This window comes from Sedimentimonas flavescens, assembly GCF_019264375.1.
Classification (GTDB): domain Bacteria; phylum Pseudomonadota; class Alphaproteobacteria; order Rhodobacterales; family Rhodobacteraceae; genus Rhodobacter; species Rhodobacter flavescens.
In genome coordinates this window covers 1-13,170 of record NZ_JAHVAI010000022.1, presented here as the reverse complement: position 1 = coordinate 13,170, position 13,170 = coordinate 1, and the positions used below count along the sequence as shown (strand labels likewise).

Annotated in this window: 15 protein-coding genes; 13 read left to right on the top strand and 2 right to left on the bottom strand. The window is 64.5% G+C overall.

What is annotated here, in order from left to right; genetic code table 11:
* The first annotated feature begins 381 nt into the window (after window positions 1–381).
* Window positions 382–1,644, top strand: coding sequence for a site-specific DNA-methyltransferase (locus tag KTQ37_RS15330; RefSeq protein WP_218631384.1), 1,263 nt, complete (start codon window positions 382–384; stop codon window positions 1,642–1,644).
* 177 nt (window positions 1,645–1,821) lie between these two features.
* Window positions 1,822–2,370: a hypothetical protein gene (locus KTQ37_RS15325; RefSeq protein ID WP_218631383.1), complete on the top strand. Its 549-nt coding sequence runs from the start codon at window positions 1,822–1,824 to the stop codon at window positions 2,368–2,370.
* 42 nt (window positions 2,371–2,412) lie between these two features.
* On the opposite strand, the gene KTQ37_RS15320 is transcribed toward KTQ37_RS15325, so the two are convergent.
* On the bottom strand, window positions 2,413–2,865 hold the full coding sequence (locus KTQ37_RS15320; protein WP_218631382.1) for a hypothetical protein: 453 nt from the start codon (window positions 2,863–2,865) through the stop codon (window positions 2,413–2,415).
* A 210-nt stretch (window positions 2,866–3,075) separates the two neighbouring features.
* On the opposite strand from KTQ37_RS15320, the gene KTQ37_RS15315 reads away from it, so the two are divergent.
* Together KTQ37_RS15315 and KTQ37_RS15310 are read left to right on the top strand one after the other, a co-directional pair.
* Complete coding sequence (locus KTQ37_RS15315) at window positions 3,076–3,489, top strand: hypothetical protein (RefSeq protein WP_218631381.1); 414 nt, start codon at window positions 3,076–3,078, stop codon at window positions 3,487–3,489.
* Between the two features lie 395 nt (window positions 3,490–3,884).
* Window positions 3,885–4,331 (top strand): hypothetical protein, encoded by a 447-nt coding sequence (locus KTQ37_RS15310; protein WP_218631380.1) that lies wholly within the window; start codon window positions 3,885–3,887, stop codon window positions 4,329–4,331.
* Window positions 4,332–4,370: 39 nt separating this feature from the next.
* Here the strand turns inward: KTQ37_RS15310 and KTQ37_RS15305 are convergent, their stop codons facing one another.
* On the bottom strand, window positions 4,371–4,913 hold the full coding sequence (locus KTQ37_RS15305; protein WP_218631379.1) for a DUF3489 domain-containing protein: 543 nt from the start codon (window positions 4,911–4,913) through the stop codon (window positions 4,371–4,373).
* 201 nt (window positions 4,914–5,114) lie between these two features.
* On the opposite strand from KTQ37_RS15305, the gene KTQ37_RS15300 reads away from it, so the two are divergent.
* The 9 genes from KTQ37_RS15300 to KTQ37_RS15260 are packed head-to-tail and all read left to right on the top strand — an operon-like array spanning window position 5,115 to window position 13,113.
* Window positions 5,115–5,651, top strand: coding sequence for a hypothetical protein (locus KTQ37_RS15300; protein ID WP_218631378.1), 537 nt, complete (start codon window positions 5,115–5,117; stop codon window positions 5,649–5,651).
* Entirely contained in the window at window positions 5,599–7,653 is a 2,055-nt protein-coding gene (locus KTQ37_RS15295; RefSeq protein ID WP_218631377.1) for a phage terminase large subunit family protein, read from the top strand. The genes KTQ37_RS15300 and KTQ37_RS15295 overlap by 53 nt, the downstream gene beginning before the upstream one ends.
* Window positions 7,653–7,868, top strand: a complete 216-nt coding sequence (locus tag KTQ37_RS15290) for a phage head-tail joining protein (protein ID WP_218631376.1) — start codon at window positions 7,653–7,655, stop codon at window positions 7,866–7,868. The genes KTQ37_RS15295 and KTQ37_RS15290 overlap by 1 nt, the downstream gene beginning before the upstream one ends.
* A 3-nt stretch (window positions 7,869–7,871) precedes the next feature.
* Window positions 7,872–9,362, top strand: coding sequence for a phage portal protein (locus tag KTQ37_RS15285; protein WP_218631375.1), 1,491 nt, complete (start codon window positions 7,872–7,874; stop codon window positions 9,360–9,362).
* Complete coding sequence (locus KTQ37_RS15280) at window positions 9,362–10,678, top strand: S49 family peptidase (RefSeq protein WP_218631401.1); 1,317 nt, start codon at window positions 9,362–9,364, stop codon at window positions 10,676–10,678. The genes KTQ37_RS15285 and KTQ37_RS15280 overlap by 1 nt, the downstream gene beginning before the upstream one ends.
* A gap of 35 nt (window positions 10,679–10,713) precedes the next feature.
* Complete coding sequence (locus KTQ37_RS15275; protein WP_218631374.1) at window positions 10,714–11,094, top strand: head decoration protein; 381 nt, start codon at window positions 10,714–10,716, stop codon at window positions 11,092–11,094.
* Window positions 11,095–11,130: 36 nt separating this feature from the next.
* Complete coding sequence (locus tag KTQ37_RS15270; RefSeq protein WP_218631373.1) at window positions 11,131–12,153, top strand: major capsid protein; 1,023 nt, start codon at window positions 11,131–11,133, stop codon at window positions 12,151–12,153.
* Window positions 12,154–12,164: 11 nt separating this feature from the next.
* Window positions 12,165–12,479, top strand: coding sequence for a head-tail joining protein (locus tag KTQ37_RS15265; RefSeq protein ID WP_218631372.1), 315 nt, complete (start codon window positions 12,165–12,167; stop codon window positions 12,477–12,479).
* A gap of 4 nt (window positions 12,480–12,483) precedes the next feature.
* Entirely contained in the window at window positions 12,484–13,113 is a 630-nt protein-coding gene (locus KTQ37_RS15260; protein ID WP_218631371.1) for a DUF6441 family protein, read from the top strand.
* The last annotated feature ends 57 nt before the right edge of the window (window positions 13,114–13,170 follow it).

The window sequence follows — 13,170 nt, the reverse complement described above, 5'->3', positions numbered from 1 at the left end:
CCATGGTTCCTCCCCGGCCCCGAACGTATGCGGGGGGGCGCAGCGCGGCATTTCGCTAGCGGGTGGATTCCTCACCGGGGAATCCACTTGGAATCCACCTCAGGGACGACTGCCGGAAAAGGGACTCGAAATCAAAGCCTTACGAAAATCCCGACGGATTTAGGTGGATTCCCGGGCGGAATCCAGAGAATCCACTTCTGGAATCCACCTTGGCCAAAACGACGCTACGAAAACGATCCAGAGCGGAACGCATTGAATCCACTGGATGATTCCCGTTGACAAACCTGCCCCTATTGCCCTACCCCTTGATCATCGAAGAATAGCGCCCGGAGGAAACCCCTCGCGGGCGCTTTCGTTTTCCCAGCATCAGAGACCTGCCCCATGGACCTCGTCTTCGCGCCGAGCCAGATCGAAACCTGGCCAATCGAGCGCCTGCGCCCCTATGCCAGAAATGCGAAAATGCATGACGAGGCCCAAGTGGCGAAGATTGCGGCCAGCATGGCGAAGTTCGGCTGGACGGTGCCGTGCATGGTCGCCGACGACGGTGAGCTGATCGCGGGTCATGGCCGGGTGCTGGCCGCCACCAGGCTGGGGCTGTCCGATGTGCCAGTGATCCGGCTCAGCCATCTCGACGAAGCCGAGCGCCGTGCTTATCGGATCGCCGACAACAAGTTGACCGAGCTTGGCGACTGGGACGAGGCGGTGCTTCGAGACGAGATCGCCGGGTTGCTCGCCGAGGATTTCGATCTGACGTTGCTTGGCATCAGCGACGACGACCTGGACGCCCTGTTGCGGGATCCAGAGGCGCTGGGCGGGGACGGTCCGGTCGAGGGCGAGGACGATGTGCCAGAGCTGCCTGCCACGCCGGTCTCGGCACCGGGCGATCTATGGCAGCTTGGCCCACATCGGCTGATCTGTGGCGACAGCACCTCGGCCGATGTCGTCGGGCGACTGCTCGGCGACGTGAAGCCGCTCCTGATGGTGACGGACCCGCCCTACGGCGTCGAATACGATCCGTCCTGGCGCAATCAGGCTGGCGCGGCCAGGACCAGGCGCACCGGCAAAGTCCTGAATGACGACCGCGCCGACTGGCGTGAAGCATGGGCCTTGTTCCCCGGCGACGTTGCCTATGTCTGGCACGGGGCTCTACATGCTTCGACCGTCGCCGACAGCCTCACCAATGCGGGCTTAGCAATCCGTTCGCAGATCATCTGGGCCAAGGATCGGCTGGTGCTGAGCCGCGGCGATTATCACTGGCAGCACGAGCCATGCTGGTATGCCGTGCGCGCGAAGGGCAAGGGTCACTGGGCGGGCGATCGCAAGCAGACCACCCTGTGGCAGATTGCCAACCGCGACCAGGATGCCGACACGGTGCATGGCACGCAGAAGCCGGTCGAATGCATGCGCAGACCGATCCTGAACAACTCAAGCCCAGGTCAGGCGGTTTACGAGCCTTTCATGGGGTCCGGCACCACCCTGATCGCTGCGGAAACCACCGGACGCATCTGCTTCGGGGTCGAACTGAATCCTGCCTATGTCGATGTCGCCATCGAACGCTGGCAGTCGTTCACCGGACAGGAGGCCGTGCTTGCGGAAATCGGCGAAGGCTTCACTGGCCTCAAGGCCCGCCGGTTTTCTACATGAACGCCACTTTTCCTGCTGGACCAGAGCAAGCGCTGGCTGCTCACGCGAATGCAGCCCTGCGCCCGATTTATTGCAACATCGGCGTGTGGCGGTGTTAGACGGCCACAATGCTTTTGATGACTTGCCTTTGAACTTAAAGGCTTTCGTGGGACGCGCGCTGACCTTATGAATGCGCCGTTGAACAAGGAGGTCGAGGCAGGCCTAACTATGCAAGATAATAGTGCTCCCAATCCCATCTCGATCGAGGAAATGAAGGCAAGCGTCGGCTCAATCCTGTTCCTCTGGTCTTCCGTCGAACGCGAACTCGCGAAGCGGATAATAGAACTGGGCGGCGGAGCGCTCAGAAGTGACGCACATACCATTTCCCAAAAGATTACGCGCTGGGAAAGCCTTCAGACTGACGCTTGTGCTGCACGCCCCGAGCATCAGGCTTTGCTAAGGGATGTGCGTGGTCGCCTGACGATGTCGCTGGACATCAGAAACCGCATAGCCCACGGCCTGATCGGGATCACGGCCGATCCCTTTGGCGATCAAGGCGACGCACATCTGATGACCGAGCTGAACGGTGAAACCCGCAAGCATACCCATTCCGATCTGGAACACGTGATGCGCGTTCTCGCCCATATGGTCAGTGCCATTAGTGCTTTGAGCCGAGCTGCCAAGGAACAAGATTCCCGAGAGGCCGAACGAAGCTACCGCGGAATCCGGTTGAACCACCTGCCTTGAGGTTGCGAGACCATTATCGCCTTAGACAACAATCAGTCTGGCCTACAGCCGTGGAACCGAGAAGATCAGACCGCGCACCACATCGGTTCCATCGACATCAATCCTGCAGACTGCTTCGAAGCGCGCATTCGCCACCTTGCGCCTGAAGTCATCGGGCATTCGCTCGAGCTCTGCCTTCTCCTGCTCCGTCGGCGATTTGCACCACGACCACGCCTCTTTGAACCACGGCTGCACGTCGAACGGGACACCAAGGTATTTGCGATCCCGATTGGCGACACCCAGGGACCGAAAGTACTTCGGCCCATCGCGGCCAATCGGGTCGGAGACATCTGCATCCAAGACGATCGCTCGAAATCCGTTCTTGTAGGAAAGGGTGTAGGCTCCGTCTGGAATATCCGGAAGGCTCAGAATCCCGGCACGATAAAAGTCGTATACCCAGAGTGAGGCAATACCCAAGACACCGAGAAGAAGGATGCGAAACATCCAGCGTTTCATGTCGACCTCATGCCTCAATTCAATGCTCACAATCTGCAGCGTTATGCCCGCATTGCCAAGAACCTCGCCATCTTTGCGACCAGATGCCCTGCCCATAAATGACCGCGGTTTCTTGGGCAGATTTTCAGAACCAACAACACTTCTTCAATCGCGACAGATGATCTAAACCTAGCGACGAATCAAAGTTCTACAAAGGTTTAGGGTCTGCAAATGCTACGAACATTGAAGCACAAATGGCGAAGTGCGGAAGCCGCAGCCCTGATCGAGTCCATCGCGGATTCCATGGCTCAAGACGGTGTATTCGCGTCCAATGCACAGCAGTTTGGCTTCAAAATCGTTGATGGGGCTTTCAAGGCTCGTCCCGAATTGTTTGACGGACGCAACGGCCACATGCCGCACAGGGTTGCTTATGCGGCAACAGCCTTGGCGTTGACGGCAGAACGTGCTCCCGCCGACGGCCAACTATTCTCTGCTGTCATGATCGCCTTAGGAAAAATCCTGCAGGCAGCGCATGCGATGGCAGTCTCGTTGCCGCTAAGCCCCCAAGATCTAATGCTCATGAATGCTGCTGGCGAGGTCTTTGAGCGGTTGGCAAACGAAGGCGAGCTTTCGACGTTCAACTGAGTGATTTGAGCAGGAAGAATCAATTCGGTCGAGCGGATACGCGAACCATTCCTTAGCCGAACTGATTCACCATCCCGCTGCCTTTGACCTCCTCAGCGGCAATGGGCCGGCTTTGTTATTTCGGCGATCCGGAAATTATCCCATGCGCTGGGTCGCGTCGGCCCGCCGATTGCTGCAGTGATCTTGGCAGTGAATTTGTCCTCGATACACGGATTAAACGCACCCCATTGCGGCTCGCAGCAACAAGCACTCGCCGGGTCCACAGTCAAGCAACTGCAACATGGAAAAATCAAGACAGTTCGGGCTGACACCCACAGTCCTTAGCACGGTTGACGATGCCAAACTCCACGGCTACCGATGGCGCGATGAAGCGTAATTTGGCCCGGAACGCGTACATGAAAATTGTCAAATCTTTATTCTCCCGCAGGCTTGCAGCCTCAGGTTTGGTCATCTTAACGACAGCTGCCTGCTCCGTGCGTCAGCAGGATCTGGATGCATGGGTTGGACAGCCTGTCTCCAAGCTCGACCACCACCCAATCTTTCAAGCAATGCCTGTCGAGGTGAGGCGGCTCCCAGACGGCACAGAGGTCCGGAATTATGTGAATGGCCAAAATGTCGCCGCATGCTTCGCCGGCGCTCAGGCGACCGGATATTCCAATAACACCGCACTCGTGACGGGGAGCAATTTTTGCTCGACGCGTTTTGCTGCATGCAACAACATGTTCTACATCCGGAATGGGGTCGTTCAAAGCTACACTCCCGTCGGAACGGGCGGAGCGCGTTGCTTTACTGACGATCGCGCCACACCTGATGGGTGGCGGGGGAAGAGTCTGAATATATGATGGTCATTGCATTGCGGTAAGCTCTCGATGGCTTAGGCGTTAACCAACCGCCAAAGCCATCCGATACACGCTTCCCCTTCCCACGACCTTCTCCACCTCGATCGCCAACCCCAGCCGCTTCTTCATCGTCCCCGAAATCGCCCCACGCACCGTGTGGGCCTGCCACCCCGTCGCCTCGACAATCTCGGCGACGGTGGCGCCCTCGGGCCGCTGCAACAGCGCGATGATCTGCGCCTGCTTGGTGCCCGCCCTCGCGGTGGGCAGCTGAGCATCCGGCTCCGCCTTAGCCTCCCGCACCCCCGCAACGGCGCTGGCCACCACCGGCTCGATCCCGATGGCTTCCAGCCCGGCGACGGTTGCGATCAAGGTGGTGCCATGGCCATCGCCGGTCTCGCGCCATAGGGGTTCCCCGCGGCGCAGATTGGCCTCGACCTCCTCGAGCCAGCCGCGGGCGATCATCTTGCCGATGACGGTTCGGGCGGCTGCACCGTGCAGCCCGTCGGGGAGCGGCAGCGCAAGGTTGCCGGACCGGCGCGATGCGCGGGAGAGGATGAGGGATTGGGTATCGGACAGGTTCGCCATGGGGCCTCCGCAGGCTGGCGCGCGGGATGCGGCGCCTTCTACGAAGACAAGCCCCGCCGCGATGGCAGAGCGCTGGGCGGCCCGGGTGTCCCGATCAGGGTGAGTTGCCTATCGCCCACGCGATCACCTTCGCTCTCCCTCCAACTGTAATCAACGCGATACCCGGCGATGCCCTCGCCCCCGGGCACAGGAGGCCGCGCCATGAAGGGCATGAGTGAGCGCGACTATGCCGCCCATGCGGGGCTCTCGCGCGGCGGCGTGCAGAAGGCGCGCCGGAACGGGCGACTGGTTCTGCACGAGGATGGCTCGATCGACGCGACCGCGTCAGACGCACGGCGGGCCGAGACGACCGACCCCGACCAGCAGCGCCGGTCCAAAGGCAGTGAGGCCACAGTGAGCGGCCCGGGCGAGACTTCCTCCTATCTGAAAGCCCGAACGGCGCTGACCGTCTATCAGGCGCAGGAACGCCAGCTTGCGATCCAGAAAAAGAAGGGCGCGCTGGTGGATCGGGCGCGGGCCGAGACCTTGGTGTTTCGTCTTGCTCGGCAGGAACGGGATGTCTGGGTCACCTGGCCCGGACGGGTGGCCGCGCTGATGGCCGCGCAGATCATGGCAGAGGTGGAAAGCCGAACCGGGGCATCGGTGACGATCGAGACCGCGATCATGCAAAGGGTGCTGGAAGCCCATGTCCGCGAACAGCTCGACGCCCTTGCCGATCTCCGGGTTTCTCTCGGATGACGGGGAACTGACGGAGGCAGACCTCACCGAGGGTCTCGATCTTGGCTTTGATGGTGCCGAGGATCTGCTGCGGGCCTGGCGCAGGGGCATGCGGCCCGATCCGAACCTGACGGTCTCGGAATGGGCGGACGCGCATCGCTGGCTCTCGTCGCGCGCCTCGGCCGAGCCGGGGCGCTATCGCACCGCGCGTACGCCCTATCTGCGTGGCATCATGGATGCGCTCTCGCCTGGCCATCCGGCACAGCGCATCAGCTTCATGAAGGCCGCGCAGGTGGGCGCGACCGAGGCCGGGAACAACTGGATCGGCTTCGTAATCCATCACGCGCCGGGTCCGATGCTGGCGGTGCTGCCAACGGTCGAAATGGCAAAGCGCTCGTCGCGCGGTCGGATCGATCCTCTGATCGCCGACAGCCCGGCGCTCAGCGAACGCGTGAACCCGGCCCGATCGCGGGATGCGGGCAATTCGATGCTCTCAAAAGAATTCCCGGGCGGCATCCTGGTCCTGACCGGGGCGAACTCTGCAACCGGCCTGCGCTCGATGCCGGCGCGCTATGTGTTCCTCGATGAGGTGGACGCCTATCCGGCCTCGGCCGATGAGGAAGGCGATCCGGTCACGCTGGCCGAGGCCCGCACCATCACCTTTGCCCATCGGCGCAAGGTGTTCATGGTCTCGACACCGACGATCCGGGGCTTCTCGCGCATAGAGCGCGAATTCGAGGCCTCCGACCAGCGGCGCTATTTTGTCCCCTGCCCGCATTGCGGCACCCTGCAATGGCTGCAGTTCGAGCGCCTGCTCTGGGCGAAGGGGCGGCCGGAGACCGCTACGTACAGCTGCGAGGGCTGCGAGCGCCCCATCGCCGAGCACCACAAGACGGAGATGCTCGCGCGCGGAGAATGGCGCGCGACCGCCGTGTCGGCCGATCCGCAGTCGATCGGGTTCCACCTCTCGGCGCTCTATTCGCCCTTGGGCTGGAAAAGCTGGGCCGACATCGCGCGCGACTGGCTGGCGGCCCAGGGCTCCGAGGACATGCTGCGCGCGGCGCGCAATACGCTTCTGGGCGAGACCTGGGTGGAAAGCGGCGATGCGCCGGAATGGCAGCGACTGGCCGATCGGCGCGAGGCCTGGAAGCCTGGCACCGTGCCTTCAGCAGGACTGTTCCTGACCGCAGGTGCCGACGTGCAGAAGGACCGGATCGAGGTCGATGTCTGGGCCTGGGGTCGCGGGTTGGAGAGCTGGCTCGTCGATCACATCGTCATTCCGGGCGGGCCCGATGATCCGACCGCCTGGGAGAAATTGACCGCCCTCCTCGGCCGATCGTGGCAACACGCCAATGGCGCCTACATGACCGTGGCGCGGCTCGGTATCGACACCGGCTATGAGGCCGCTGCCGTCTATGCCTGGTCGCGCAAGGCGGGCTTTGAACAGGTGGCGCCCCTCAAGGGGCTCGAAGGGTTCAACCGCAGTGCGCCGGTCTCGGGGCCGACCTTCGTCGACGCCACCCTTGGCGGCAAACGCCTGCGCCGCGGCGCGCGGCTCTGGTCGGTGGCGACGGCGACCTTCAAGACCGAGACCTACCGCTTTCTGCGGATCGAACGCCCGAGCGACGAAGACCGCCTCTTGGGCGTCCCCGATGCGCCGGGCACGATCCACTTGCCGGGCTGGGCCGACACCGAATGGCTGAAGCAGCTGGTTGCCGAACAGCTGGTCACGATCCGCAACAAGCGCGGCTATGCCCATCAGGAATGGCAGAAGATGCGCGAGCGCAACGAGGCGCTCGACTGCCGGGTCTATGCGCGCGCCGCCGCCTGGATCCTCGGGGCCGATCGCTGGGACGATGCGACCTGGCGACGGCTGGAAGCACAGGCAGGTGTCGAGACCAGTATGCCGGCTGTGACGCCACCTGAAACCACCACGGCAGAACCGGCCCAGCCTAGGGCCGGAACTCTGACCACGCCGCGCCGAAAACGGCGGACCTATACCCCGAACTTCATGAGGGACTGATGGAACTCGACCGGATGCAGGCCCTGCTCAGCACCCTGCAAGAAGCCCGTTTCGCCGGGCTGCGCAGCGTGAGCTACGACGGCAAGACCGTGACCTATGGCTCGGATGCGGAACTGGCAGCGGCCATCCGGGATCTGGAAGGCCGCATCGCCGCGCTCAGCGGCACCCCTGCCCGGCGTCGTCGCTGGGGCACGGTGGCGACGAAGGGGCTCTGAGCCATGGTCTTTGACGCCTTCCGCCACCGGCTGGGGTCGATCATCGGCGGGTTTGATGCCGCCCAGTCCCATCGGCGCATGCGTGGCTTCCGCGCGAGCCGCGCCCATGTGAACACGCTGATCGCGGCCTCGGGCGAGACCATCACCGCCCGCGCCCGCTGGCTCGTGCGCAACAACGGCTATGCCGCGAATGCGGTCGACGCTTTCGCCAACCATGTCGTCGGCGACGGGATCAAGCCCTCCTCGAAGATCACCGATGCCACGCAGAAGGAAGCCCTTCAGAGGCTCTGGCTCGCCTGGACCGACGAGGCCGATGCCGAGGGTCTGACCGATTTTTACGGCATCCAGCGCCGGGCCGCGCGGGAGGTGTTTCTCGCGGGTGAGGTCTTCCTGCGGAGCCGCACCCGACGGCCGGAGGACGGGTTGAGCGTGCCGATGCAGCTGCAGATGCTGCCCTCGGACATGCTGCCACTCGACTTGAACCGCATCCTGCCCGGCACGGGTTCAATCCGCCAGGGGATCGAGTTCGATGGCATCGGGCGGCGGGTCGCCTATCACTTCCTGCGCCGCCATCCGGGCGACATGACCGATCCGGGGCTTGCGGGGGAGACGGTCCGCGTGCCCGCCTCCGAGGTGATCCATATCCTCGATCCGGTCGAGGCGGGTCAGCTGCGCGGCGTGTCGCGCTTCGCTGCCGCCGTGGTGAAGCTCTTCACCCTCGATCTCTACGATGATGCGGAACTCGAGCGGAAGAAGACCGCGGCGATGTTTGCGATGTTCATCACCTCGCCCGCCCCGGAAACCGCGCTCGATCCGGCCGAGGATGATCTCGAAGTGGAGCCCGGACAGGTGGTGCGCCTCGATCCCGGCGAGGATGTCACCACGCCCGCAACGCCGGACTCGGGCGCGACCTATGAGCCGTTCCAGTACCGCACGCTCCTGCAGATCGGGGCGGCGCTTGGCGTGCCCTATGGCTATCTGACCGGTGACACGGCAAAGGGCAACTTCTCGAACACCCGCATCGCGCTTGTCGACTTCCGCCGCCGCATCTCGGCTTTCCAGCATTCGGTCATGGTCTATCAGCTCTGCCGCGCGGTCTGGATGCGCTGGATGGACATCGCCGTCCTGTCAGAAGCGCTGGACCTGCCCGGCTATGCGGAGGGCCGCCGCAACTTCCTCGCCTGCGACTGGCTTCCCACGAAATGGGACTGGATCGATCCGGCCAAGGATGCGGCAGCGGAGATCCTGCAGATTGAAGCGGGCCTCAAGTCCCGCACGCAGGCCATTGCCGAGCGCGGCTATGACGCCGAGCAGGTTGACCGCGAGATCGCCGCGGAACGCAAGCGCGAGATGGCCCTCGGCCTCGACTTCCGCCGGCCGGGCTCACCGGCTCAGGCCGCCGGCAACCCCGGCGAAGCCAACCAGAACACCAGCCCCGACGCCCCGGCCGAGGCGGACGAGGACCGCAAACCCGAGCCCGAGGAGAACGCGTGATGCATCACACCCAGATCGCGCAGCGGGTCTTCAACACAGCGCTGATGGTCGATCCCGCCAAGGCGCTCGCGTTTCTCTCTGGCCTCGGGCCGCGCATCACCGGCCGGGAGATCAGCGTCGAGGGGCTGGAGATAGCGGCTGAGGATCAGACCGCCGCCACCCTGCCCGCCCGGGTCTCGCTCTTTGGCGATGGTCTGCGCCGGCACCAGCCCGGCCCTGGCGCTCACCCCTTTGCGGTCGTCGACGGCATTGCGGTGATCGAGATCGCGGGCACGCTGGTGCATCGCGGTGCCTGGATCGGGCAATCCTCGGGGCTCACCTCCTACGAGGGGATCGCGGCCCAGCTGCAGGCGGCCCTCGCCGATCCGGCCATTCGCGGCATTGCCCTCGATATCGACAGCTTCGGGGGTGAGGTCGCCGGGGCCTTTGATCTGGCCGATCGCATCCGGGCCGCGCGTCAGGTCAAACCCGTGCAGGCTTTCGTCGCCGATCACGCCCTCTCCGCGGCCTATGCGCTCGCCTCCCAGGCCGACCGCATCATCCTGCCCCGCACCGGTGCCGTCGGCAGCATCGGCGTAGTGGCAATGCACAGCGACATGAGTGGGGCGCTCGACCAGAAGGGTATCGCCGTGACACTGCTCCATGCCGGCGCGCGCAAACTCGATGCCAACCCTTACCAGCCACTACCCGACACCGTGCGGGCCCGGATCACCGGCGAGCTCGAAGAGCTGCGCCAGCTCTTCGCCGATACCGTCGCCGAGGGGCGCGGCGCCCGTCTCGACGCCAGCCAGGCACTCGCCACCGAGGCGGCAGTGTTCCGCGGTGAGGCCGCGGTCTTTGCCGGTCTGGCCGATGAGGTCGCCGATCCCGTCACGGCGTTTCGCGCCTTCGCCGCCGCACCGCGCGGCACAACCACCCCCAGAGGAAAGGGCCCCCTGATGACCACCGCCCCCGAGGATCATGCGCAAGCTCCGGTCCCGCCTGCCGCCAACGCCGCGCCGGAACCGGCCCCGCCCGCGGCGGTCGCACCGCCGCAGACGGAAGCCGCGACCACGTCGCCTGAGGCGATCCGCGCCGAAGCCGCCGAAGTGGCGCAGGTCTGCGCCCAGGCCGCGCGGCTCGGTGTGCAGATCGATGTCGCAGAAGCTGTCGCCAAGGGGCTGAAGCCCGGCGCCTTGCGCGCGCAGATCCTGAGCGACCTTGCCGCGCGCAGCGATGCCGCCGGCATCATTGCCACCGCCCCCGCGCCAAGCGCCGTGACCAAGGACAGCCCGATCGTCGCCGCCGCGAAACAGGCCGCCAGCGCCAAGCGCTGAGCGGCACCCGTCCCCACCATCCCGGAGAGTGAACCATGCCCGTCCTGACGCAACCGCCCAGCATGGGCGATGTCCTCAAATACGAGCTCAACCCGAACTACACCCGTGAGACCGTGACCCTGCTCGCTGGCACGCCCTACCCCGTGGGCTCCGTCCTCGGAAAGATCACCGCGAGCGGCAAATACACGCTCTCGCCCGCCGCTGGCGCTGACGGTGCCGAGACGGCCAGCGCCGTTCTCCTCTATGCGGTCGATGCCACGCTGGCCGACGCAATCGGCATCATCGTCGCCCGCGGCCCCGCCATCGTCTCGCGCGCGGCTCTCACCTATGACGGCTCCGTCGATGACGCGGCCAAGATCACCACCAAGCTCGGTCAGCTCGAAGCCCAGGGCATCATTGCCCGTGATGGCGTCTGATCCTCTCCCCATTCCCTCTGGCCCCGGAGCCTCCCCATGACCCTGATCCGAAATCCGTTTGATGCCGGCGGCTATTCGCTGGCCGAGATGACGCAGGCCATCAACATCCTGCCGAACCTCTATACCCGCCTCGCCCAGCTTGGCCTCTTTCGCTTCGAAGGGGTCAGCCAGCGCGCGGTGATCATCGAGCAATATGAAGGCGTGCTGAGCCTTCTGCCCACCGTCCCCCTCGGGGGCCCCGCCACGCTCGGCACCCGCGAGGGGCGCTCGATGCGCAGCTTCGCCCTGCCCTGGATCCCGCATGATGACGTGATCTTGCCTGCGGACATTCAGGGCCAGCCGGCTCTGGGTGTCTCGGATGCCGCCGATCCCCTTGTCGAGGTGATGAACCGCAAGCTCACGCTGATGCGCCGCAAGCACGCGCAAACGCGGGAATACATGGAGATGAATGCGCTCCGCGGCATCGTGAAGGATGGCGCAGGCGCGACGCTCTACAATTACTTCATCGAGTTCGGGCTCGCGCAGATCTCGGTCGACTTCGTGCTCGGCACTGCGGGCACCAATGTGCAGGGCAAGGTGCGCGAGGTGTTGCGCGCGATCGAGGACAACCTGCTGGGTGAAGCGATGACCAGCGTGCACGCGCTCGTCAGCCGCGAGTTCTTCGACAAGCTCATCTCCCACCCGAAAACCGAGGAGGCCTACAAGTTCTACGCCGCGACCGGCGCCCAGCCCCTGCGCGAGGATGTCCGCCGCAACTTCCCCTTCGGGGGCATCCTCTTCGAGGAATATTCCGGCACGGTCACGCTCTCGACCAAGACGACCGAGAGGCTCGTTCCAGCGAGCGAAGGCATCGCCTTTCCCTTGGGCACGATGGACACCTTCACCACCTATGGCGGCCCGGCGAACCTGCTCGAAACCGCCAACACGATCGGTCTGCCGCTCTACGCCCGCCAGCATCTCGACGGGAAAGGGCGCTGGATCGACGTGATGACGGAAGCCTCGATCCTGCCGGTCAACAAGCGGCCGCGGCTTGCCGTCCGGCTCTTCAGCTCGAACTGACGGCTACACCCATGTCCGTCTTTGCCGCCGCCATGGACCGCATCTTCATCCATGCGTCCATGGCGGTCTCTGCCCTCTGGATCTCTGCCACCACTTCCGAAGAGCGACCGATCCGCGTCATTGCCCGTGCGCCCGATCGCATCGCGGAGTTCGGCACCGGGCGGTTTGTCAGCGACAGTACCATGGTGGATGTGCGCCTGTCGGACCTCCCCGCCCCGCGCCCGGGCGATCTGATCGTGATCGGCGCGGAGAGTTTCCTGATCCAGGGCGAGCCGCTGCGCGACCGGGAACGGCTGATCTGGACACTCGATCTGCGGCCCGCGTGATCCGATGAAGTTGAAGCTCGAGATCGGCCCCGATCTCATCGCCCTGATGCAGGCCGAAATCCGTGCCGGCGAAAAGGCCGTCACCACGGCGATGCGCGAGGCCGGGACCAGTCTGAAATCTGCCTGGCGCGGCCAGATCACCGGCGCGGGGCTGGGCACGCGGCTTGGCAATTCGATCCGGCTTGCGACCTATCCGAAGGCCGGCGAGAGCCTGAACGCCGCAGCGCTTGTCTGGTCGAAGGCGCCGGTGATCGTCGGCGCGCATGATGCGGGGCCGCTGATCCGATCGAAGGACGGGTTCTGGCTGGCGATCCCCACCGCCGCGGCGGGCACATCCCTGCGCGGTGGTCGGATCACTCCCGGCGAATGGGAACGCCGCCACGGCCTGCGCCTGCGCTTCATCTATCGGCGCCGGGGACCAAGCCTGCTGGTGGCGGAAGGTCGGCTGAACACCAAGGGCCGCGCAGTGGCGTCACGGGCAAGGACCGGCCGCGGGCTCACCACCGTGCCGATCTTCTGGCTCGTCCCGCAGGTCAAGCTGCGCAAGCGGCTGGATCTGGCGCGGGATGCCGAGCGGGTGATGGATGGGATGCCGGGGAGGATCGTGGCGGCGTGGTGCTGTGACCCCCGATAATTCCTCCAGTTGATGCTAGAGTCCGACCCAACAGAAGGATCGGACCATGAAGCCATC

Bases quoted from the DNA above. Each gene is read 5' to 3' on its own strand.
- KTQ37_RS15315 (WP_218631381.1), top strand. From the start codon at position 3,076: ATGCTACGAACATTGAAGCACAAATGGCGAAGTGCGGAAGCCGCAGCC.
- KTQ37_RS15265 (WP_218631372.1), top strand. From the start codon at position 12,165: ATGTCCGTCTTTGCCGCCGCCATGGACCGCATCTTCATCCATGCGTCC.
- KTQ37_RS15285 (WP_218631375.1), top strand. From the start codon at position 7,872: ATGGTCTTTGACGCCTTCCGCCACCGGCTGGGGTCGATCATCGGCGGG.
- KTQ37_RS15260 (WP_218631371.1), top strand. From the start codon at position 12,484: ATGAAGTTGAAGCTCGAGATCGGCCCCGATCTCATCGCCCTGATGCAG.
- KTQ37_RS15300 (WP_218631378.1), top strand. From the start codon at position 5,115: ATGAAGGGCATGAGTGAGCGCGACTATGCCGCCCATGCGGGGCTCTCG.
- KTQ37_RS15270 (WP_218631373.1), top strand. From the start codon at position 11,131: ATGACCCTGATCCGAAATCCGTTTGATGCCGGCGGCTATTCGCTGGCC.
- KTQ37_RS15290 (WP_218631376.1), top strand. From the start codon at position 7,653: ATGGAACTCGACCGGATGCAGGCCCTGCTCAGCACCCTGCAAGAAGCC.
- KTQ37_RS15320 (WP_218631382.1), bottom strand. From the start codon at position 2,865: ATGAAACGCTGGATGTTTCGCATCCTTCTTCTCGGTGTCTTGGGTATT.
- KTQ37_RS15275 (WP_218631374.1), top strand. From the start codon at position 10,714: ATGCCCGTCCTGACGCAACCGCCCAGCATGGGCGATGTCCTCAAATAC.
- KTQ37_RS15280 (WP_218631401.1), top strand. From the start codon at position 9,362: ATGCATCACACCCAGATCGCGCAGCGGGTCTTCAACACAGCGCTGATG.
- KTQ37_RS15310 (WP_218631380.1), top strand. From the start codon at position 3,885: ATGAAAATTGTCAAATCTTTATTCTCCCGCAGGCTTGCAGCCTCAGGT.
- KTQ37_RS15305 (WP_218631379.1), bottom strand. From the start codon at position 4,913: ATGGCGAACCTGTCCGATACCCAATCCCTCATCCTCTCCCGCGCATCG.
- KTQ37_RS15295 (WP_218631377.1), top strand. From the start codon at position 5,599: ATGTCCGCGAACAGCTCGACGCCCTTGCCGATCTCCGGGTTTCTCTCG.
- KTQ37_RS15330 (WP_218631384.1), top strand. From the start codon at position 382: ATGGACCTCGTCTTCGCGCCGAGCCAGATCGAAACCTGGCCAATCGAG.